This window comes from Brevibacillus reuszeri (assembly GCF_002897295.1).
GTDB classification, from domain to species: Bacteria; Bacillota; Bacilli; order Brevibacillales; family Brevibacillaceae; genus Brevibacillus; species Brevibacillus reuszeri_A.
The window spans coordinates 51,569-72,675 of record NZ_BEXF01000015.1 but is presented as its reverse complement, the minus strand read 5'-3'; the positions used below and the strand labels follow the sequence as shown (position 1 = coordinate 72,675).

Here is a 21,107-nt window from a genome sequence, read left to right as displayed (position 1 = left end):
TGATCCCGCTCCTCTTCACATTTTATTGGCTACTTTAGTTACTTTTCTGCATTCGACTATGACATGTAGTAGTTATCAACGGGGTAGAAAACTAGATGAGATTTAGGAGGAAATACAAATGTATACATTGATAGGGACAGATACCACTTGTGACGTTATATGGTTACGTAACAGGCTTCGAGAGGAGTGTGAGAATGCTCCAATCCCATTATTTGTAGATGATTGGTTTAATCAGATAGAAGATAGAGAGAAAGGTTACCTAGTACAGATAAACGAGCGATATGGATTTCTACTGGTGGAAGAGTTCGCTCACACTGGTGATATGGATGAGGACAAGGTATGGTCGGAAATTAATGGCCGAGATGAAGAGGTTGTCTATCAGTTTATCGAGCTGGAATTGTATGAGCATTTCCGGAATATGATACCGTTTGAAATTTATGCCTCAAAAGGCTACGGTTTTCTAAACAGACATGAGTTTTGTGTGTTTTTCCCGATCGGGACTGATCCTAACATTGTTAACGACATAACTCTGCATTGGGACGAACACATAAAAACGCTGACCACGAATAAATTCGGTGAGACAAAATGGCCAGATGTACATTCGCAAGAAGCATTGAATTCTGTGCCAATTCCGGTTACGACAGATGCAGCTAAGATTACCCACCGTGAGGAAAGCGTTGCTACTGCAATGATGCATGCCATGGTTTTGTATCAAGCTAACCACATCCTAATTGACGATACAGAGCAATTCGTATCAGATGTGGTAATGTTAGCACGTTCATACCGTGGCGAGGTTGATGATATGTTTGAATGGATTCAAGATAGTTTTCAGAATATGTATCGATACAAGTATCCGGTTACAGTGGACGGTTTATTTGGATTGATCGTAGACTATCACGCAGGGTGTAAGCCGAATTTTTTTGATATCGTTAAGAACCAAAAGATTCTGGATGATACTCTGGATGAAGCTCTTGCTCGATTGAAATGGGTGTACGAAGGCATAAGTGATTCTGAAGTAGAAAAGCTGCGAAACGAGATTGTACGTGTGAGAGCAAACGATTTGGCAGTAATGACAAACTAATTCTACTTTTCTAGAGAGATTGGGGAATCGACCCTCTACATAAGAATTTGGCAGGAAGGAGCGGGATTAGTCCCGTTACTTCTGTATACCACAATTCTTTGAAAATGTATGAACAAGGAGTAATGTAAAAATGACACCAAAAGAACGTGAACGCTTGAAATCGCAAATAAATCGACTCAATAGAGACTATGTGATTGCAAAACAAGAAGCAGACTACAAGGAGTGCGAAAAAATCAACGACCTAATTCTAGAACTGGAAAAGGAATATTACGCTCACTAAGCACTAATGAGTGGATGCATTATCTACCACTATGCATATCCAATAAGACGTTTAGGAGATTTCCCAATGACGATAATTGCATGGATAGAGATGCCTGACATGGATCAAATTGAGCAGGCTCTAGAGGATGAGGGTTTATCATATCGAATGATAAGAACCCCGAAGTTTCTAAAGCAAACGGAACCATATATTTGTAATGTCTCCATTGAGGTTAATGCCTCTAAGATCGAAACAGAGAAGGTATTGCCAACTCGAAACCTAAACATGTGGGAGGGTGAAAGACTTGATAGAACAACAGCTTAATCAGTTTGATGACCATACTTCAATTAGAAAGGAGCGGGGGAATAACCCCGCTCCTTCTTTCTTGGTGGACCTTCCTAATTCAATGACAGGAATTATTGAGCGACTACGCACGGCATGGGGTAGTGACATCAGGGTTGAAGACGTTCAATCCCATTCATGTATTTACGCAATGCTTGCGGAATTCGAATGGAGCCATCCTCCTCTTGGTGATTCTCTAGAAGAGGGATTAAAATTCGAGGAGAAGCCACCGCAGTATTATTGAGTGTGTAGCAGAATCGTACCTTTCCGTTAATGTCTCGATATCTAATGTTAGAACGACGTGCTTGGAAATCAAGAAGGTTGGATGATGAGTGGGTTTCACCGTAAGTTTGTCGACTAGGCATCCAAGTTTCGATGTCAAATTGTTTGTAGGTTTTTTGGGACATGTCGCCCGTACAAACAGCCATTGTGCGATAAGGAAGTTCCAACAACTTTAGAATTTCCTCTGCATTTCCCGTAATTTCTTGAAAAAGTTGCTCCGATTTTTCTAAACTATCTTCACAAACAATAACTTGCTCAACTTTTGAAAACTGATGAACCCGATATAAGCCGTGGACATCTTTTCCTGCTGATCCTACCTCATTTCGGAAGCAAAGTGAGACTGCGGCAAGCTTAATGGGTTCCATTACGTCAACGATCTCATTATCGTAATAAGATACAAGAGGAACCTCCGATGTACCAACTAGCCATTTGTCGTCCTCCGCAACTTTATAAGTTTGATCTTGACCGAGCGGGAAGTACCCTGTATTGAATAATGCTTCTGTTCGGACCATTAATGGAACCTCAAGAAGCGTGAACCCTTTTTCGAAAAGTAAGTCAAGGGCGAGTTGCTGCACAGCCCGGTGCAAGGAAACCCCCGCACCAGTAAGATAATAATTACGACTTCCTGCTGTTTTTACCCCTCGAGGTATATCGATCATTTTATGAAGTTCGCCGAGAGTCACATGATCTTTCGGTTCGAAGTTAAAACTTGTAGGTTCGCCTACCCGTTTGACTTCAACATTATCTTTATCCGAGAGGCCTTTTGGCGTATCTGGAGAAACCACATTGGGTACGTACATCATGAGATTTTTATATTGTCTTTCGACCTCTTTATGTTCATTTTCTGTTGTGCTTAAACGGCTATTGATTTCCTTAACTCTTTGCTTTTTCTCTTCAACTTTTTCAAGGTCATTCTTTTGAATGAGGGCATTGATTTCCTGGGTTATCCGATTTCGATCTTGCCGAAGCTGTTCTACCTCTTGTAGAAGCATCCGCCTTTTATCATCCCATTCGACTAGTTGTGAAATGGAGACGGGGATACCTTTTTGATCGGCTACAGCTTGAACCAAATCTTGATTTTGCCTTATCCATTTGATGTCTAACATGGCAACGCACTCCTTTATTATTAAAATACAAAAAGCGCTCTTTGTCCGATTGGGACGAAGAGCGCTTTATTTTCGCGGTGCCACCCAAATTGATTGAACAGCAATACTGTCCAATCCACTTAGTTCCGCGTTAACGGGCGGGTCCGGTTAACTTAGGGGGAAGTTTTTGACTCCCCTTGACGAAAACGCCTCCGAGTTGGATTCTCTTCATAGGCATGATGTCGACGTTTTTTATTAGTTATTAGTATATCTTATGTTGCCATTTTTATTCAAGGGCTTTGTTTTTCGAAAACTTGCCTTTACAGACAGCACGGAGAACTGCATCACAAGTTTAAGCTGTTATTTACTAACGGACGATTGCTCAATAAAACAGCTAAAGTCTAAGACTTTATTTTCGAGTCTTAGTCCGCCACTGCTTCTTTTACGGGGGTCAGTCAAAACTTATTTGCCGGTTTTGCTATTCAAAAACCGCATATGACTAACAACCTCGGTCTAATACTATATTTTCCTGTGACAGATAGAGGCCTTTCAAAACATCAAAAAATGGGTATTTTTTACCATTTTACAATTTTCAGACAAGACGCGACAAAAATATCGTGTTTTTCTGATATAGTAATCGGTATGTAAAAAATCCCAAATATGGATTTTATTAATTTCAAACAAGTGAATAGGGAAGGTCTATATGGGGTACCGCCAACAAAGTTGCGATTTTTAAAGCTAAGGATTACCGGCTTCGATATTTCCTTCAATCATAGGTAACACAAAAGAATGTATTTACATAAATTAGTATGTTCTGTAAAATAAAGGATGTTTGGTGATTCTTGTAATATTATAGTATGGTTTTTGTTTTTGATTTGGAATAAAAGGAGCGATCTATCCGATGAATGTAAGAAGTGTAGCCAAAAAAGCCGCGTTGGTTATCCCGGCGGTGCTGTCATTTACAATTGGGATGGGCCTAGCCCACGCAAACGTCTGGGAGGGGCGCTGGAAAAACCCTGATAGTATACCCTACGTCAACAACGTATCCGGTAATAGCGTTTTAAAAGGTCTTGTAAACAATGGAGCATTGGACAACTGGAATAATAATCAGAGTACTGTGACATTTGAGAAATCTAGTAGTACTACAGGTCGTTATATTGAGGTGGAAAATGTAAACTTAAGCTCTGTTACATGGAGTGGGATTGCCATCGGAGCTACCAACAATTGGGATTCCAATGGATATTACAGGGGCATCGATATCCAAATAAACGAAGCCTTAACTGAAAATTATAGTAAATCTAAATTGCTTGGTGTTGTCGCACATGAGTTTGGACACGCTGTTGGGCTACAGCATCAGTCGGGTTCAAAAGACTATTTGATGTATCCATATGACGATAGAAACACAAACATCATATCATCTAAAGAAAAGAATATATTAAAAGTCCATTATACTGATTGAGAGGAGCAGGATTGACATGACGAACACAATAAAAGTAGTTTTACTGTCTTCTGTATTGCTATCAGGAGTAGCAGGATACACTCTTTCGACGCCAAAGGAAAGTAATATCGTCACAGTACATGCGAGTTGGGGGACAGAGCAACCATCCGTGGAATCATTATTAGACGAATCGGACTTGGTTGTGGTGGGGACGTTGAAAGAAGATCTTGAATCGTACCAGCCATTTGACGGCTATGAGCATACATTTACTGACGGTACTATTGAGTTGCAGCGCGTTTTGAAGGGACCCTCCCTTGATGAAGTAGTTTTGTCGCAATACGGTGGAGTCCGAGAGGATGGCAATATAGAGGTATTTGATGACCTGCCATTGTTAGATAAGTCGAAGACGTATCTCATGTTTTTAAGCAAAATCAACGATAACACGGAACGGAATGGGAAGTATCAGGTTACTGGAGGCCCGCAGGGATTATATGAGTTAGCCGGAAGTGATAGAAAACGGATGAAAGCTGCTGACGCTGAATTAAGCGACTTCTCCATTTCCTCGTTTGTAGATGGGGAAATCAATCAAAAAGTCATCGACGCGGGATTAGATACGATTGCTGATTTAGCCAAGGAAAGCAAATAGAAATATTTACCAAGCGGGATGTGGGTGTTATCATAAAAACATCCACATTCTATTTTTTACAGGCAAGGAGGGTTCAGAATGAGAAGAGTACTGATCACAGTCACATTGATCCTTTCCGTTTTACTGTTTTCATCATGTACCAACAACTCTCCATCGATAAATAAACCAGAATCAACAAATGAAATCGCAAGCTGGCCGTACCCTTATGTGAAAGTCGAAAACCGTCTCTATGTAATTGAGACCGATGAAAACAAAGTCGAACTTGTAGAGAAAGAAAATATCGGAGAACAAATTGGAACAGTAGAAGAGAAATACGATTATGAAGGGGACGAACAAACATCGCAAGCAACTATTGTCTCTAATTACCTGACGAAAGGGACTAAGCTTTTCGTGATCAAGGACGTTGATCCAACTATTCATATTGCATTTGAAAAAAGTGAAGGTGTATTCGTCAAGGCTACGGAGGAAAGTGCAATTCAAAAAGAATCATCTGCAAAAGAATAGGTAGGGAAGAGATATCCAATAATAGTTGGGTATCTCTTTGATTTTATGGATGACAGGAGTGTAGTACTTTTTCATCGACGTTCAGTAATTTCATAAAATGATTTTTGCCACGAAAAGTCGAGCATGATAGAATAGAACTATGTTAACTATATTGCTTCTATTTTTTTGAAAATCAGTGATCCGAAACCTTTCGGAAACATGGTTATGACCCAGATGGGTTGATGAGATGGTTTATTTCGTCTTGTCTTCTCTATCTGGGTTATTTTTTGTTCTCAGAAATCGAGGAGAATGGTCAGCGGTATAGGAAGTTATGAGCTGGAGAACTGATTTTAAATGAAAAGTGGGGGAGTGAAAACATGTTAAGGAGGATTAGAGAAGCAGCCTCACGTTTTCTCGGTTCAAATGAGTTTATGGTAATTTTCCTTGGAGCTTGTTTATACCATTTGGCTGAGATTGGACCAGAGATGGGGGTCTTACCTGAGCAAGGATCTTTGTTATTCCGTGTAATTACAGCAATTGTCGTAGTGGTTACGCTTTTGGATTATCTTGTATATTCATTATCTAATAGAAGACGCAACTAATTTGAAAGTATGAAAACATAATAATCCGCCTAACCAACGAGGCGTAAAACGTTGGCTCATGATTTCCCGAGCCGCGTTTTGCGCTCGGATAATGAGGTTAGGAAGGAATTAGCTATGGAAAATTTCAAACAAGAATCAAAAGAGAATGGCACCACGCATCATCACTATGCTCAGAAAGCACGTGAGTCAGTCGCGAGCTATGGGACCGAACATTGCGATCTTCATGAGTTACTTGCGGTTATTATTGGGGATAACGCAAATCCAGATGTGTGTGCCAACCTGTCTCGGTTTGATATCCATTTGTTAGCAGAAATGACGATTCAGGAACTATGGGAGATACCAGGCGTAACCTATGAAGTTGCATTAAGTATTAAAGGCGCATTTGGATTAGCCAAAAAACTATCTACTCGAAGAAAATTAGGAGCTTCTATTCGAATACCAAAGCATGCAGCGGATTTAGTAATGGAAGAACTTAGGCATTTAAAGCAAGAGCATTTCATTTGTCTGTTCTTGAATTCAAGAGGTATGGTAATCGAAAAGAAAACAATATTTATAGGATCTGTGGACGCATCTGTCATACATGCTCGTGAAATTTTCAAAGAAGCAGTTAAATTAAGCAGCTCTTTCATCGTATGTATCCACACCCATCCTTCAGGAGACCCATCTCCGTCACGTGAAGACATAGAACTTACAAATAATCTCCAACATGCTGGAAACATCATTGGTATTCCCTTATTTGATCACATCATCATTGGAGATGGTTGCTATTTCTCTTTTAAAGAAGAGAGTCTCATGTAAAAGGGAGTAAATTCGAAGAGACTTGCATCATTGGTTCTTGTAGAAACCATTCAATGGAGATGAGTAAAGAAGATGAACATTATAAATCGAACGGTAAAACATCAAGGAGCGGAGTCTAATCCTACGATTTCAGATTTACAATCGGATTCACAGGATTGCAGTATATGTGATACGGATGATGATATAGATAGAGATACCGGCTTTATTTGCGGGGTTTGTGCAGAAAAGTATTGCTCTGATTAAATTTTGCCTGTTGTCAGCAGCTTATCAATAAATGATCAAAGCAATTCGATATTGGATTTTTATAGGATGCGTCTGTTCTAGCCTGTTAAATTGTGGTACCATGGAATTGAGATTTCTGTATTCTATTCCGTTATTTGTGTGTTGTATGTTCACCGAGAGTTCTCGGTATACTTTGAATCGACCTGATGGTCGGCAGAATGGGGTTTATTCCCGTACGCCTTCCATCAGGTCGATTTTTTTGTTTTCCGAGAAAGAGGAGGACAAAAAAATACGATAGGAGGCTGATGCTCGCAGGTTTTACCAGACAATCAAAAACGCTGAGAATGGTTATATTCTCAAGCAATCCATGGATGCTTTTCTTTTGAAAAGCATCTTTTTTTTGTGCCTAAATGTCAATGAAAAGGTGGTTTGTACCATGTCAACGTTAACAGTAATGCGTGTGGGTCCCTACGATTATCAAATTATGGGTGATGATGTGAATGTGAGTGTAAAGAGTTTCGATCTGTTCGGTTCCCGTCCGATTGCAAAAATGAGTGGAAAAGGTTCACGGAAAATTAAAACAGAGATTCCTGAATTACTAAAGGACTTCGTTAAAGAAGAGAATGAAAAGAAAAGAAAAGCGATAAAAGAACAAGCAGTAGCCTTTTGTAGTAAGGCTCCAGAGATCAAGCCTGGCAACATTTACTCCGTTACTGTTGCTTACGCAATCAATGATGAATACGGGTATGAAGATGATACTCAAACATCAACCTTCCTACTCGATTACCAATCAACAATGCTACATATCAAAAGAAATATCGCTATCGATGTAAAGCAAGAAATGATAAGAAACACGGCCATTTATACTATTGGCAGCTTCATCGGTTCTGGAAAAGCTCCGTACGTTCGTGAAGAGAAACGTCTCTTTGTTCTGCTCAATGGGATTAAGCTGACAGGACTAGCCTTAAAAGAAATGGCAAAAGAGGGGAGACGTTTTTACAAGTTGTATGAAGATAAACGCCGATTAGAAACAATTGAAGATGAAGCAAATCGCTTTGATATTAAACAAAGTCGAGCGGTATTCGGCCTGTTGGCTGAAGAGAAAGAGATCCTGGATATTGATATGGTTGAGAGATTTAGAAGTGAAGTTGCAAGAGCGAAAGCAGCGCCTGAGTAAACGGCGTTGCTTTCTTTACTTCTTAGCTCAAATCAAAATCAAGGACGGATCGTCCAAAGGAGGAAGTGCTTTGACCACACTAGCAGCGTTTCTGAAAGAATATCTACTCGATAATTACGATGACATTCAATCCGAGAGCCACGCTGAAGATGTATCTCATGCAGTTGAGTTCTACGTCTCCCATACTCTGATACCCGAAATGATCTTGCAATTCTCCCCTGGATCCAGAAGCGGATCAAGCCAAGAGAATGAACTTGAAGAAGCAGGTCATGGGCGATATCAGGAAAGGCTAGAATCGTATCTCACGTCTGTGTATGGCCATGAATCAGTCATATCGATACTATTCGAAAATCAAGATGTCAAAGGTGAGTATTTTCTCGTTCGACTGATCGTTAACGAGGAAGAAACAGAAAAGCAAATAAGAGTTTGTTATGCATTTCAACCGGAGACACAAGAAGACATTCAATATTACGCATCGGATTCAAATTGCTGGTTTTCGGTTGGGGAATTGCCTTAGCGCTTTCCTACATCTGTATCATTCATCATGAGCTTCGCTTACCTCAGCAGGAATATGAATTGTATGGAGGTTTGAATGATGAACATAACTGTTCAAAATGACGCTGAACAACCAAATCCAGCTGAGAATGTGTATATGAGCGTATCTAAATTTCTATGGGGCCGTACCCCGAAGCTCCACATCATCATTCGGGAGTATCGGCATAGTGATTCCGATTTAGAAGTTGACTCGATTAGTGAAGTGATTTCCATCATCGAGAAGAATTACGCCAAAGAGTATGGCAAAGAAAACATTCAAGTAACAAGAATGCTTCTGAATGGATATAGCGTGATTCCATTATAAAAACCGACCTGGAGGTTTATCAAATGACACTTCCCGCTTCCCATAAATACTTGAGAATTGGAAATAAAGTAATGGGTGCGATTCATACTAAGCACGCTAAACAGATTGGATTTATCTCAGCTTTTGTATTAAGTGCTTCTGCTGGGAGATCAGAGAATCTATATAGGGTCATTGTAGACTTCCAAAAGGCTGATACACTTCCATCTACAGATGAAGGTGAACATTTTGAAATAGTAACCGTTTCGGAGCGGGATCTGATCGTCTTTCCTGAGGAAGAGAGTCAGTTTGGGTTTGATTACATGGGGAGGGTAGTTTGCCCCGATTGTTTGCAGCCAATTGAAATGTTTAAAGGATATCATGAAGATCGGAAATTTACGTATGAATGGAGAAGAGGAAGGTACATCTACTCCAATTCGCACGAATATGCAGAGAAACTCTATTGCCCGGAGTGCAACTATGTATTCAGAAAGAATAATGACACCGTAACTTTTCATACCCAAGCTTCGTTCTATGTAGGGGAAAAGTGGGGATGCTCTCCTTATTACGGTGAAACCATTCTGGAATACTTACATCAATTCAACTATCGAGTTATTGGGATAGATTCATCCGTCTATTTAATGACACCGGTTAACACTTTGAAGAAGTTGGGGTTTATGGGCCATATTGTCATCTTTTTCAATGACAATGGTGGTGAAATAAACTTGGGCATTGTCAATTCAAACCAGTACTTTTCAAGCGTTCCTTACATGCGTTTTGGACAGGTTATTTCACCCGAAACCGTTGTTTACAGGATCATGCAAACACTGTCTGCTGAACCCATTGATTACGAATTAGAGTGCACCAGTTCATGGTTAGAAGAGTATAGAGAAAGTAAATAGAGTAATATCTACGAGAAAGGAACTTAGAATATGAAGCAGCTGTCCGCTTTTGAATATGGAGTTATGGCGTTTAAAAAGGGATTAAAATGTGTCCCAGCTTGGGATCGAGAATTTTTAGAAGCTCATATCAAGGACTTGAGGGTTGGGGAAGGGATCGAAGCCTACAATGAATGGATACGAGGTTGGACACAAACAAATTTAGAGGAACCTGTGGAGGTTGATAGTCTCCCAAGGTAATCACAAAAATACGTGAATAGTGCGAAAGAGCAGCAAACCATTGCTGCTCTTTTTTATATCATCTCATGATGCTAATAAATCATTAGAAGTACAGGCTGTGTATCTCATCACGGAAATGAATGGCATCTTCTTGCCAACGATGGTTCGTGTCAAGAAAATAGGTAAGAGCCTGTTCTAACGTAATCATGGATTCATCAATCTCATTTTCCTTCACTAAAATTTGGCTAAGGAGGAAGAGTGCTTCAGCTCGTAATGTGCCTTGTGCATAGGATAATACATCGGATAATGATGTTTTTGCTTCATCGCTTTTATTCATTCTCATCAGCAAAAGGCTTTGCTCAATTTTGACCTTATCCAATTGTTCCTGGATGTCGTGGGCTTGGAAAATTTCGATAGCTTGCTGGAAGTGTGAATGAGCGAGATAGAAGCGGTTGAGCTCTCGATAGACAATTCCAAGATTGGTACAACAAATCCCTATTCTTGGAAGATCGTTGGAAGCTGTAAAGATGGAATGGGCTTGAAGATAATAACTCTCTGCATTTTGAAATTGGTTCGTATGGATTAATGAGTACCCGATAGCCATTTGATACGAACCATTCGTGGAGAATGATTTGCTCTGCTTCACCAGACGCTCGATGTCATTAAAGTATTGTAAGGCAATATGATGTTGATGGAGTCGGCCATACATGATACCGAACGCATATAAGACAGAGATGTGTATGTTACCGCTTATATCGTACTTCGTGACTAGCTTCAGAGACTCATTGAGTAATGGTTGAGCTCGTTTTGCTTTCCCTTGGTAGCAATAATATGAACTCAGCGAAACCAATGACCGGATAAGCGGGAAGGGATCTGGATTATTCCGGTGTAGCTTGATACTTTGGAGGTACATCAACTCGATGTTATGGCTATGCTCCCCAAGGAAATCAAGGCACCTGGCCTTCGCCCAAAGATAAGTACCGCGATATTCATCAGTTTCGATCGAATCGAATGGTATTTTGTTTACCCAAGCAAGTGCATTATGCCACTCTTCGTTCTCAATTAGTTCAGTTAGCAGGTTCATGGCATTACTCAAATTGATCTGCACATTGCTTTTTGTACGGATCATGGTAGGGACAATTTTCCTTAGGGTGGAAGATGATGAACTCATAATCTCTTACCTACTCCCAAATTTTTTTCAAAAGCTATACCATTATATAACAAGAAATCTGAGGAAAAGGGAACAAAATAGTAAAAATAAGACACATTATTGAACGAATTCATGATAAAATGACAGCAACAAGACACATTTTTCCCTATTCCTGTAATTAAGTTATCCGAATGTCTTCGGAAAATTCGTAAGAGGCCCGGTGGCTACACGCTTGTTTTTTCGTGTGAGCTGCTAGGCCTTTTTTGTTGTTTATTCGAATATGAAGGAGGCAAAAACTTGCAGTGGTATCACGGAACAACACTTGAGAAATTGGGAAGTATTCTGGAAATAGGCTTTGTTCCTGAGAAAGGGGTATTTGGAAAAGGGGTATATTTCAGTTCTTCTAAAGAAGGAGCAAGGATATTCGGCACGCATATCATCAGGATTGCAGTGGATGACGCTCATATTCTCCACCTGACATATGAGGATTTGAAGGAGGACCCGATAGAAAATGAAGCATGGTTTAAGAGAATAAAACGCCAGGATTGCCCCGCTATTGCTATGAATTATACATCGGGGGAGTGTGAACTTGTTATCTATGATATGGCAGTCATCAGAGAAATCTATTACTAATTTACAATAGAAAGAGGTTTTGAATATGCAATTAACAATGGATGCACATTTCACGAATAGCTTTTGTAGTGCCAAGCAAGATCAGGAGAGGGCTACTGTTTACTCAAAATGGAGGCTCTTTGAATACCTCGAATACTTAGGAATCCATGGTCAAACTGCTTTAATATCCTACCAAGATGATTTTTTATCCTTTTCTCTTCCTATTCAATTTGGAGATCTTCATTTTGGCCTCTTTTCAAATCCATTTCAGCTGACCATGATTTCCTCAAAAGAATCGGTCATTCGTATAAGTGGAAAAAACCCTACACTGGTAGAGAAGAATGGAGTCCATACGATTACCTATTCAACAGTAAAGTATGGGAGTGGCAAGGATAATAGAAAGTCGCAATTGGACCTAACCGGGAAAAGTGAGTTCATTTTAAAAGAGTATTGTTATTGCAAGCAGACAAGAATGCCTGAATTGACTGGTAAAGAAACAACAAAAGAGATATTGAATAAATTGGTAGGAGCAATCATTCACCTAAAGGCCTATTGCTGCGATGACTGGTTATCTGAAGTTAAAACAATACCATTTCAGGTGCAAGCGATCCAAGTTGATCGAAATAGATTAACGTTGATTGGGGATCACGATGTGAGGTTGTGCGTAAAAGGGTTCAAAAGTATTCGAAGAAGTAGTAACAATCTTATTTTAGATGTTTTCAATGATGGGTACGGGTATTCTCATACTTTTAGCATTGGTAAGTCGATTAAGGAATTGCTTTAAGGCTTTGAGATGGTTTCTATAAAGGCTGCTCTCTATAGAGCAGCTTATCTTTATGTATGAAGTAGATTGCACCTCTGCTTTTTTTGTCCCATGCCGGAATGTTATGTTGAGAGTGGAGGGTGATAATGTTGGAAATATCATTTATATTTGAGAGTAGTTGGAGAAATGCAACTACGATAAAGAGGCAGCTGGAGAGTTTATCTATTCCTTTCCGGATTCAGGCAAATCAAAGAGGAGTGATCGTTTTTTTATTTCCAGAGCTTATACATCGAGAATACAATCATCTACGCAGAATATTTATTGATGATAGTTTAATGAGTAATTGAAAAACCGAGCTACAGCTGGAACTAAATGTAATAGGAGGTTTGGAATGAAAAAGAGCTTCGTTCTGATCATTTTTATTATTATCGTTTTAGTAATGGGCGCTTGTTCTAACGAGACAACTACAAATACGAATCAAACCGAAATTGAGAGGTTAGAAGCTGAAATAACTCAATTGAAAAACAAAAACGAAAAACTTGAAGCCTCTTTAGTTAAGGAAAAACAGATTAATGATACTAATAAGAAAATCTACGAATTGAGAAATATCATAGATTCACAGACAAGGGAAATGTTTCGAGCCATGATGAAAGGTGACACTGAAAAAGTCAAACAATATATTTCCGAGAAAGCTACAGTGGAGGGTGAGAATTTTATTTATAAAGTGGAGAACGAAACCATAACCACTCCATTCCCTATGAAGGGAAGTACTTTCCGTCAGAGGTCTTTCGATATAACCCAAAATGGACGATTTCTTACAGATTATGAAGTATGGATAAACGATGAGACTTACGCAGGAACTCGAGAATTAATCTTCACTGAGGAAAATAACGAATGGAAGCTGAGTAGTATGCAAGGAGATAGATAATTTGATGTTTTCAATGAAGCGTACGGATGATCACATACATTTAGTAATGATAAATCGATTAAGGAGTTGCCTAAAATCTGCAAATTGAGAGATCGTCTAACTGAAAACTCCATTTTAAGCTAACGACTAATTTGAATAGGCAATAAGTTCCGATATAATGGGTAGAAAATGGAAAAACAAACAACAGAAAACGGGGGTTATTTTGTGAACGTTTTCCTTGATTCAAATATCCTTTTCTCCGATCCGTACTTCACAGGGAATTTTGAACGTAATTTTCTTAATACACTCAAAACTATTAATGGAAGGCTTTATTTGTCTGAAGTCGTCTATAAAGAAACAATTAAAAATTACAGGCGAGAAGTAAAAAAGAGGAGAAGAGCATACTCTTCAGCTTATGGATATCTGATAAAGATATTGCCTTCAAGGCCAGAGTTTACTCTTCAGGAAGATGAGATCTATGTTCAGGAGCTTATAGCCTTTTATAACGAGTTACAAGAATTAGGGATATTAGAAATCATTGAACACAATCAATTTGATATATACTCTAAGATAGTAAATAGGGCGCTTGATAATAAAAAGCCATTTGCAGATGGAAAAGAGGAGTTCAAGGATACTGTCATATGGTTGTCTTATGCACATTTTGTAGAGGAGAAGAGTTTAAGTAATTGCTTTTTTATTACTAATAACTCATCGGAGTTTTTTAATTCCAAAAAAACTGACCTTCATCAAGATTTACTTGAAGATACTAGACGAATTAAGGGTTATTTATCAATTGAAGCATTCATGACAGCTGAAAGTAAATTAATTTCGGAAGCGACAGAGGAAGCAAGAGAGGAAGCTTATTTTGAAAGATTAATAGAACTTGGTAGTAGTAAAAAGGTTAAAAGCTTAGACTACATTGATGATTTACTAAAGGAGTATTTTACAGAAACTATTAATGATGAGATTACCTTCTATATTGATCATCTGAATGCGGTGGATAGATATAAGCTGTTTCTTAACTTTATAGAAGTGCAAACGGGCCCAATTTATAAAATGAAAATGATTGATGTTGAGCGCGAAGTGTACAGGGATGAGGTTGTTATTTATGGAGTAGTTCAAGTAACACATGACGTATCTATGCAAATAACAGAAGGTTTAAATATGGGCAATAAATCACTCGTCCATAGAATTGATTTTACATTTTCACTCGATGCGGATGAGATTCCTTCAAATTTTGAAGTTAAGGAGATTACTACTCAAGAATTGAATCCAGATGAGTTTTAAAAAAGTTGTCCAATACCCATCGAAGGGCGGAGCATCTTGCTCCGTCCTCAACTTCAGAGTGTTAAAATACAGATGATATCGAAAAATATACCGAATTAAAGTGTTCGTAATACTCTTTCAGGAGGTATGCTCGTCAACTGACACTTCATCGGGAATCTCCAAACCGCAAATGACAATCTCGCCATCTGCCATGACCGCATGCAAATCTCCCATCGACCAGAGAGCTCCCGGGACATTCACAGGCAGATAAAGCACGGAACCAGCTATAATGCGCTTGCAGTCCATATTGCCCGGAAGCAATCATCATCACATGCTCACCTTCGCTCAACATCGGGAGCGGCAAGCGCTGACCTTTGAGTACAGCACGATGCTGCAAAAATGGCGACTGTTCATATGCATAGCTTCTTGGTAGAGAAGGTAGGGCTTCCGTCAGAAGAAGCTGGAATGCTTCTTTCCCTCGTTGGTGATTTGCGGATTTGTCAGGTTGTAAATCCTTTGATGACTGTTCGCATGGAGTTGCCCAAGTGGGTTGTGGCGCAATACGGTTACAAGGTGCAATAAATATCGTCGAGGTCAAGCCATTTCTCTTCAAAAAAAGCAGTGAGAATAGCACATTGTTGCTCATAAACTAAAAAACTGCCTGTTGGTTTCGAGAATTGAGAAAAAAACTCAAAGAAACAGAATCGGTTATTCCCGTTACTCCGATTCTGTTTTTTATGTTGTAATACTTTTGCCCTGTAAAGTGGTTTAGGTCCATGCGATACTAAACACAACCAAAATTTACAAGTGTTACTCGTCAAGCGATCAATGAAGATTGGAGGGATAGATATGAATGTAAAAGAAATCGCTCATTTTATAGAAGCATTAATTCAACGGACTGAAAAGCGCCTTCGGTTTAGTTCCGAGAAGCCTGGGCTAGATGAACTATATTATTTTTTTCGTATACAACCAGCGAATAAAGATCACAGGTCCATTGATGAAATATATGATGTTCTCCAAAGCAGACTGGAAAGAAGAACTATCCAAGTTGACACTCGTATGTTTCGAGAAAAAATTGAGGAATTACAAAGGTATTACTTGTACCAACACATGAAGTTCGAAAAAGATGTAATTCATATTTGGAATCATATGGGGGACTTTTTAGATTTCGTTCGTCCAAGTAAGGATATTGAAGACAGTAGGGGAAAAGAGGTATCCTCTTGTGAACTTGTTAAGATAATCATTCTGTCGGTTTATTTAACATACGTAAGACGTCGGCGCCATAGCAATATGAATCACTTTGAATATAGCAAAAAGAATTCTCCTGAGATTAAGCGATATGTAGATACTGTGTTGTATGTGGAAAAATATGTATCTAGTGGATGTATCAAAGAGGGTATTTTACTGAACCGAGAAGAGGTAGTAGCTATATTATTCTTACGCTTAGAGGACAGAATCAGAAGGTATGGTCCTTTGAAGTTCATGAACCATATGTTATCTGAGTATAAAAAAACTTTTGATTCATCTACGGAGATGTTTAATTGTTCGGAAAAACTAACACGAAAGTTCCTCTACCATCTTGCACTAAAGATAGTAACCTCTACCGATGTGTCAGAAGGAAAAGGATTCCCAGAAACACTAGAAGCCATTGAAAACATTTCAAGTGTTTTATTGGATCTGTATGACTATCGGATAGATAATCAGTTTAAATTAATGTTTCTTAATGATCCGGTTCCATATTTTCAAAAGGCAGTATTTCACGATGCACTATACAAGGATATGCAGTATCCTCCAGAAAGCACCATAGAAATGTTGGATGTTATATTGGATTCATATCGGGAGAAGGTAAAGGAAATTATAGGGATTGATAAAGAGGCGGTCATTACAATTTCAAAAGAGATATTAACGATCGCGATTACAGCGTTGAAAAAGAATGATCCATTGCCCCGGTTAACCGTAGAAGAGTTGTGCAGGAGACTCCGTAAAAAGGTTTCAAGGGAGGAGGTAATCACTTATTTATCCAGTCTATCCTGTAACAAAAACCTAAACTCAAATTTTTCTCATCCACTGAAGGTTATGGGTATTGATGCAGATTCTGAATGGCTTGTACCAGTCCCTCAAACAGACCTTGAGTATTTTATGCCCCTGCCATCAATAGATTGTTTTGGTCTTTATGATAAGATCAAGGGATTATTGGGTCATCCGAGTAATTGGGGTACTGTATTCGAACAATTTATCCAAGGATGGATGGCAACTCATTTAGGCGAGCGAGTATATTCGGGAAATTATGTGTACAACGGAATACAAGCAGAATCAGATGGTATATGTATCATAGGAAATCATGTCATCATATTGGAGAGTAAAATCAAGCCGCTAACTCGTGTTGCTCGATCAGGTCATATTGGGAAATTATTGCTTGATTTAGGTGGATCGATAATCGAAAGCCAAACGCAAGCATTCAGAACTGAGTCCGCTTTGCGGGCTGGACCAATAAATTTATATGAATCAGACTGCGATTACAAGACAATGATAAATGGAAAAAGGACTCCCCTTGCTAGAATTGAGGCTCCAAAGGATGCTGTTTATACGCGCATTACATGTACACCATTCCATTTTGGCGTCTTTAATGAAAGCATGGTGTGCCATAACATTTTTGAGGCTGTTATCAAGTATTCATTTGGAACAGATGATGAACTGCTTAAAGAAGGGTTTGTAAATTTTGAAAAGAAACGCAAGTCATTATTGGAAATCTTCGGGGCGCTTTTGACGACAGCCTATAATCGGAATTTCGCAATGATTTACGGATCTTCATTCCTGTCATTTGGCTTAATTTATATGTTAACTAGTCCGAAAACATCTAAAAAGAGCTCATTAGAACGTCTTCTGTCATTCGGAAGCATTCAATCCGGTGATTACGATTCATTTTCAACCCTAAAGTTCGCTCTTTAATCCAAAAAAGACATATGGATCAATGAAATTTGAAGAGACAGTGATTTTCTATAAAAAAGCGGTTAACCAAAGGCTTTACTTTAAAGTCAGAGGTGGCCGCTTTTTTGGTTAATTTAATGAATACATAATAAAACGAAGTTCTCAGAAGACAATTCAAAAAGAGATAAGAAAATAACAAATGTTTTAATAAAACAATCATCCAACTAGAAGAAGTAAATTTACACATTCAACTAGGAAAAAAAGGAGGCTTCACTTTATCTTATCCTGACACCAATTATTCCTCTCTCTCGCTAATCATGTGATATATTGGAAGTGTTTACTGATGTCGGGGGAGGGTTTGCGATGGAAGTGGCAAACTGGATTCATGGCATGATCGATATTCAATTGGAGCGGGCAGAGCTTGTCAGTAACGGATATACTTGGCCAACTATTTATCAAATGCTGGATGATAAATATAGAAAGCATCAAAAGAAGCGATTGTTGTTCTGTCAATGCTGCGGTGAACCGGTCGAGATGGTATTAAACAAAGATAAAGTGTGTTTCTTCAGGCACTACAAAGGAGTCACATGTCCAGGAAGTGACAACTATCCCCGCTATCGAAAATCCAGAGAAGTGGAGAATGATTCCTTATTTCGTGTCGGAAAACAAATTATTCGCACCTACTTGGAAGGAATCTACTTACCCCTACATGCAACCATTAGAGATGGATATACCTACCGTGAAAAGCTCAAGTGCATACCCGATCTCGTGGTTCAACTAGCGGACGGAAGAGAGCTGGCCATCGATTTCATTACTGGATTAAAGGGAAGCGATGAATACCATCGTGACCTGCTAGATAGGGTACAGTCATACGCTCAACACGGGTTTATTTCATACTTTTTCATCGATGAGAGCTGGATGAGTTTAAAAGATAAGAATTATATGTCGCTGTATAAATCAGAAATGGATCTTGTAACCAAAACTAAACAGGACGTACAATTGCAAGATTTTATGAATACGTTGTACAGAGAAGAAGAGGGAAGATTTCTAAGAGACTTTATCCGCTTTGATCTTCACCCATTTGAAGTTCAAAGTATCTTGTATGTGGATGTGAATGACAAGATTGGTCATATTGCGAGGCACCTAAATATCCAAAATAGTGGTTGGGCCTATCTCCCGTTTGGAAAGATTTCTATTCCGTTTAGTGACTTTTTCAAAGTGGACGAAGGTAGCCAGCTCTTATCTTTCTCAGAGAAAAATGAAGGTGAATACTATGATGGGTACCATGCTGACTTGATCATGTTCGTGGCTGAGAGCGAGAATGAGCGGATCCGGAAAGAAGCGGAGAGAAGGAAAAAAGACAAGGAGCTGGAACGTCTAGCTGCATTTCATAAGAAGAGATCGCAGGATCGGCACAGGAGGCCGTTTAAGCCATCTTTAGAAATAGTGGATATAAGATCACCTGAGCAAATTAAAAGGGACGATCAGAGGCGAATTCAGCGCGTGGTAGCTGGTTTAAATCCCGACAGTTGGTCAGCAACTCCCAAAACTCCTCAACCAACAGTAGAGAAGGAACCACCTGTCGAGGATAAGAAAAGAAGTAAACTTTTATCACAGTTTGCAAATAAACGTTTTCAAGGTGAAGCCTATATTCAAACAACCTCCGAGATCTGGAAACGGCAGCTGTTTGAACTTGTAGAGAAAGAACCAACTATTAGCGCGGAGCAAGCTCTTGGAAGCCTGTTTAGAGCTGGTCTACTCATTTCGCAATCGAGTGGACTGGTTAAGTATACGATCACGGAAGCAATTGAGTGGATTAAGAAAAATAGAAAACTGTAACAAAAGGAATCTATCGTTGGGATACGGATAGTTTAATGATCTACTCTTCCAATTTCTGATAATAAATGGTACACTAACGTTAAGTTATTAGTTTGTAAGTTTGTTCTATTTATTGAGCAATTTTAGCTCTTTTTATCCGGAATTTTTCGGAGTTCGTAATGATGAGCCTGGTGGCTTGGATTAGACAATCAGTCTATCCCTGTCACTGGGCTTTTTTGCGTTCGGGAGCAAACCTACGGAGTAAAAAAGCAATTCATTTGAGGGAGGAGATATCCATGAACAAGGTCATTTTGATCGGCAACTTGACAAAAGATCCTGATCTTCGCTACACGCCAAACGGGGTAGCTGTTTGTACATTTACAGTTGCCGTTAATAGGCCAAGAAGAAATCAGCAAGGCGAACAGGAAACGGATTTCATTAACATTGTAGCATGGCAAAAGCTTGCGGACAATTGTGCTAGCTATTTGAGGAAAGGAAGACAAGCTGCCATTGAAGGACGCATGCAAACCCGCTCCTATGATAACAAAGAGGGGAAAAGGGTTTATGTCACGGAGGTAGTAGCAGAAAATGTTGAGTTTCTACGTGGCCCTCAGAAAAGGGATGATAAATCAGGGTATGATCAGGATCAGCAGCAGCATTCTAGTCAAGGATCGAATCCCTTTGATCCTTTTGGAGACCAAGGAAAACCAATCAATATTTCAGATGACGATTTGCCATTCTAAAAAGCGAAAACCTAAACATTTGACTCTGACAGAGTAAATCTTTCTCAGCCCAGATAGGGGGCTTACTTAACTTCCCCCTATCGAAAGGGAAGTGAGGGGAGAATTATAATGCCAGGTATGAATCAAATGGAAGTTTCTATGTGTATTAAAACTGAAAAAGGTAGGATTGAAATTAAGAAATCAAACGAAGCAGATTACCCTGGTTTCTGGATCGAAGTTAATGGTGAAGGTTTGGTTCACGTTGAGTATGATTCTTCTAACGAATGTCATGTAATACGTACATATTCTTTTGGAAAAGAAGAACCTGTATATACTCAAAAAGTATTTGCTACAGATCAAGAAATAGAATTGCTTTGGGAAGAGCTTGAGAATATAACCTTCCATGAAAATGAGGGTGAATTATTCTTAGTGTCCGCTTGGCGTATGTTTGAAAGTGGAACATCCAGAGAAGAGATTTGGAAGTGGTTTGATAATCAGCACACAAAAGGTGTTGCTTGGTTACTACATGAGTATAGATGGAGCGATGGTCGAGACGAATAGCACCACCAATAA

Annotated in this window: 23 protein-coding genes and 1 pseudogene; 21 read left to right on the top strand and 3 right to left on the bottom strand. The window is 39.2% G+C overall.

The genetic code is table 11. The features are described from left to right. The first annotated feature begins 118 nt into the window (after positions 1 to 118). From C3B52_RS22000 to C3B52_RS21995, 3 genes are all read left to right on the top strand, one after another. The gene (locus C3B52_RS22000; protein ID WP_103108536.1) at positions 119 to 1,081 is read left to right on the top strand and encodes a hypothetical protein; all 963 of its coding nucleotides are present in this window, start codon (positions 119 to 121) and stop codon (positions 1,079 to 1,081) included. A 130-nt stretch (positions 1,082 to 1,211) separates the two neighbouring features. Continuing rightward, on the top strand, positions 1,212 to 1,361 hold the full coding sequence (locus C3B52_RS36590) for a hypothetical protein (RefSeq protein ID WP_164684857.1): 150 nt from the start codon (positions 1,212 to 1,214) through the stop codon (positions 1,359 to 1,361). A gap of 66 nt (positions 1,362 to 1,427) precedes the next feature. Then, positions 1,428 to 1,664: a hypothetical protein gene (locus C3B52_RS21995; RefSeq protein ID WP_103108535.1), complete on the top strand. Its 237-nt coding sequence runs from the start codon at positions 1,428 to 1,430 to the stop codon at positions 1,662 to 1,664. Positions 1,665 to 1,792: 128 nt separating this feature from the next. On the opposite strand, the gene serS is transcribed toward C3B52_RS21995, so the two are convergent. Further along, positions 1,793 to 3,070 (bottom strand): serine--tRNA ligase, encoded by a 1,278-nt coding sequence (gene serS / locus C3B52_RS21990; protein ID WP_103108534.1) that lies wholly within the window; start codon positions 3,068 to 3,070, stop codon positions 1,793 to 1,795. Positions 3,071 to 3,950: 880 nt separating this feature from the next. On the opposite strand from serS, the gene C3B52_RS21985 reads away from it, so the two are divergent. The 9 genes from C3B52_RS21985 to C3B52_RS21945 all read left to right on the top strand — a co-directional run bounded on the left by C3B52_RS21985 (position 3,951) and on the right by C3B52_RS21945 (position 10,389). After that, positions 3,951 to 4,508 carry a M57 family metalloprotease gene (locus tag C3B52_RS21985; RefSeq protein ID WP_103108533.1) on the top strand — a complete coding sequence of 186 codons (558 nt, stop codon included), beginning with the start codon at positions 3,951 to 3,953 and terminating at the stop codon, positions 4,506 to 4,508. A 16-nt stretch (positions 4,509 to 4,524) separates the two neighbouring features. Further along, complete coding sequence (locus C3B52_RS21980) at positions 4,525 to 5,133, top strand: hypothetical protein (protein WP_103108532.1); 609 nt, start codon at positions 4,525 to 4,527, stop codon at positions 5,131 to 5,133. Positions 5,134 to 5,211: 78 nt separating this feature from the next. Continuing rightward, complete coding sequence (locus tag C3B52_RS21975; protein ID WP_103108531.1) at positions 5,212 to 5,637, top strand: hypothetical protein; 426 nt, start codon at positions 5,212 to 5,214, stop codon at positions 5,635 to 5,637. A gap of 695 nt (positions 5,638 to 6,332) precedes the next feature. Beyond that, positions 6,333 to 7,016 (top strand): JAB domain-containing protein, encoded by a 684-nt coding sequence (locus C3B52_RS21970; protein ID WP_103108530.1) that lies wholly within the window; start codon positions 6,333 to 6,335, stop codon positions 7,014 to 7,016. 658 nt (positions 7,017 to 7,674) lie between these two features. Next, positions 7,675 to 8,415 (top strand): hypothetical protein, encoded by a 741-nt coding sequence (locus C3B52_RS21965; RefSeq protein ID WP_103108529.1) that lies wholly within the window; start codon positions 7,675 to 7,677, stop codon positions 8,413 to 8,415. A gap of 70 nt (positions 8,416 to 8,485) precedes the next feature. Next, positions 8,486 to 8,932 carry a hypothetical protein gene (locus C3B52_RS21960; protein WP_103108528.1) on the top strand — a complete coding sequence of 149 codons (447 nt, stop codon included), beginning with the start codon at positions 8,486 to 8,488 and terminating at the stop codon, positions 8,930 to 8,932. Between the two features lie 78 nt (positions 8,933 to 9,010). Continuing rightward, positions 9,011 to 9,274, top strand: coding sequence for a hypothetical protein (locus tag C3B52_RS21955; protein ID WP_103108527.1), 264 nt, complete (start codon positions 9,011 to 9,013; stop codon positions 9,272 to 9,274). Between the two features lie 23 nt (positions 9,275 to 9,297). Continuing rightward, the gene (locus C3B52_RS21950; protein WP_103108526.1) at positions 9,298 to 10,152 is read left to right on the top strand and encodes a hypothetical protein; all 855 of its coding nucleotides are present in this window, start codon (positions 9,298 to 9,300) and stop codon (positions 10,150 to 10,152) included. 30 nt (positions 10,153 to 10,182) lie between these two features. Then, complete coding sequence (locus tag C3B52_RS21945; protein ID WP_103108525.1) at positions 10,183 to 10,389, top strand: hypothetical protein; 207 nt, start codon at positions 10,183 to 10,185, stop codon at positions 10,387 to 10,389. 82 nt (positions 10,390 to 10,471) lie between these two features. Here C3B52_RS21945 and C3B52_RS21940 read toward each other — a convergent pair whose 3' ends face one another. Then, a complete protein-coding gene (locus C3B52_RS21940; protein WP_164684856.1) occupies positions 10,472 to 11,452 on the bottom strand; it encodes a tetratricopeptide repeat protein in 981 nt (326 codons plus the stop codon). Positions 11,453 to 11,815: 363 nt separating this feature from the next. Between C3B52_RS21940 and C3B52_RS21935 the strand changes: the two genes are divergently transcribed. The 4 genes from C3B52_RS21935 to C3B52_RS21915 all read left to right on the top strand — a co-directional run bounded on the left by C3B52_RS21935 (position 11,816) and on the right by C3B52_RS21915 (position 15,087). Continuing rightward, the gene (locus C3B52_RS21935; protein ID WP_103108523.1) at positions 11,816 to 12,151 is read left to right on the top strand and encodes a hypothetical protein; all 336 of its coding nucleotides are present in this window, start codon (positions 11,816 to 11,818) and stop codon (positions 12,149 to 12,151) included. 25 nt (positions 12,152 to 12,176) lie between these two features. Continuing rightward, positions 12,177 to 12,914 (top strand): hypothetical protein, encoded by a 738-nt coding sequence (locus tag C3B52_RS21930; RefSeq protein WP_103108522.1) that lies wholly within the window; start codon positions 12,177 to 12,179, stop codon positions 12,912 to 12,914. A 370-nt stretch (positions 12,915 to 13,284) separates the two neighbouring features. Further along, positions 13,285 to 13,821, top strand: coding sequence for a hypothetical protein (locus C3B52_RS21920; protein ID WP_103108520.1), 537 nt, complete (start codon positions 13,285 to 13,287; stop codon positions 13,819 to 13,821). A gap of 168 nt (positions 13,822 to 13,989) precedes the next feature. Next, positions 13,990 to 15,087: a PIN domain-containing protein gene (locus C3B52_RS21915; RefSeq protein WP_103108519.1), complete on the top strand. Its 1,098-nt coding sequence runs from the start codon at positions 13,990 to 13,992 to the stop codon at positions 15,085 to 15,087. 135 nt (positions 15,088 to 15,222) lie between these two features. Here C3B52_RS21915 and C3B52_RS21910 read toward each other — a convergent pair. Beyond that, positions 15,223 to 15,378 (bottom strand): annotated as a pseudogene (locus C3B52_RS21910) (acetamidase/formamidase family protein); the annotation flags it as partial. 87 nt (positions 15,379 to 15,465) lie between these two features. Between C3B52_RS21910 and C3B52_RS21905 the strand changes: the two are divergent. The 5 genes from C3B52_RS21905 (at position 15,466) to C3B52_RS21885 (ending at position 21,095) form a co-directional block, all read left to right on the top strand. Continuing rightward, complete coding sequence (locus tag C3B52_RS21905) at positions 15,466 to 15,648, top strand: hypothetical protein (protein WP_103108518.1); 183 nt, start codon at positions 15,466 to 15,468, stop codon at positions 15,646 to 15,648. A 267-nt stretch (positions 15,649 to 15,915) separates the two neighbouring features. After that, positions 15,916 to 18,015, top strand: a complete 2,100-nt coding sequence (locus C3B52_RS21900; RefSeq protein ID WP_103108517.1) for a hypothetical protein — start codon at positions 15,916 to 15,918, stop codon at positions 18,013 to 18,015. 342 nt (positions 18,016 to 18,357) lie between these two features. After that, on the top strand, positions 18,358 to 19,833 hold the full coding sequence (locus C3B52_RS21895; protein WP_103108516.1) for a hypothetical protein: 1,476 nt from the start codon (positions 18,358 to 18,360) through the stop codon (positions 19,831 to 19,833). A 275-nt stretch (positions 19,834 to 20,108) separates the two neighbouring features. Beyond that, complete coding sequence (locus C3B52_RS21890) at positions 20,109 to 20,555, top strand: single-stranded DNA-binding protein (RefSeq protein ID WP_103108515.1); 447 nt, start codon at positions 20,109 to 20,111, stop codon at positions 20,553 to 20,555. A gap of 117 nt (positions 20,556 to 20,672) precedes the next feature. Next, on the top strand, positions 20,673 to 21,095 hold the full coding sequence (locus C3B52_RS21885) for a hypothetical protein (protein WP_164684855.1): 423 nt from the start codon (positions 20,673 to 20,675) through the stop codon (positions 21,093 to 21,095). The last annotated feature ends 12 nt before the right edge of the window (positions 21,096 to 21,107 follow it).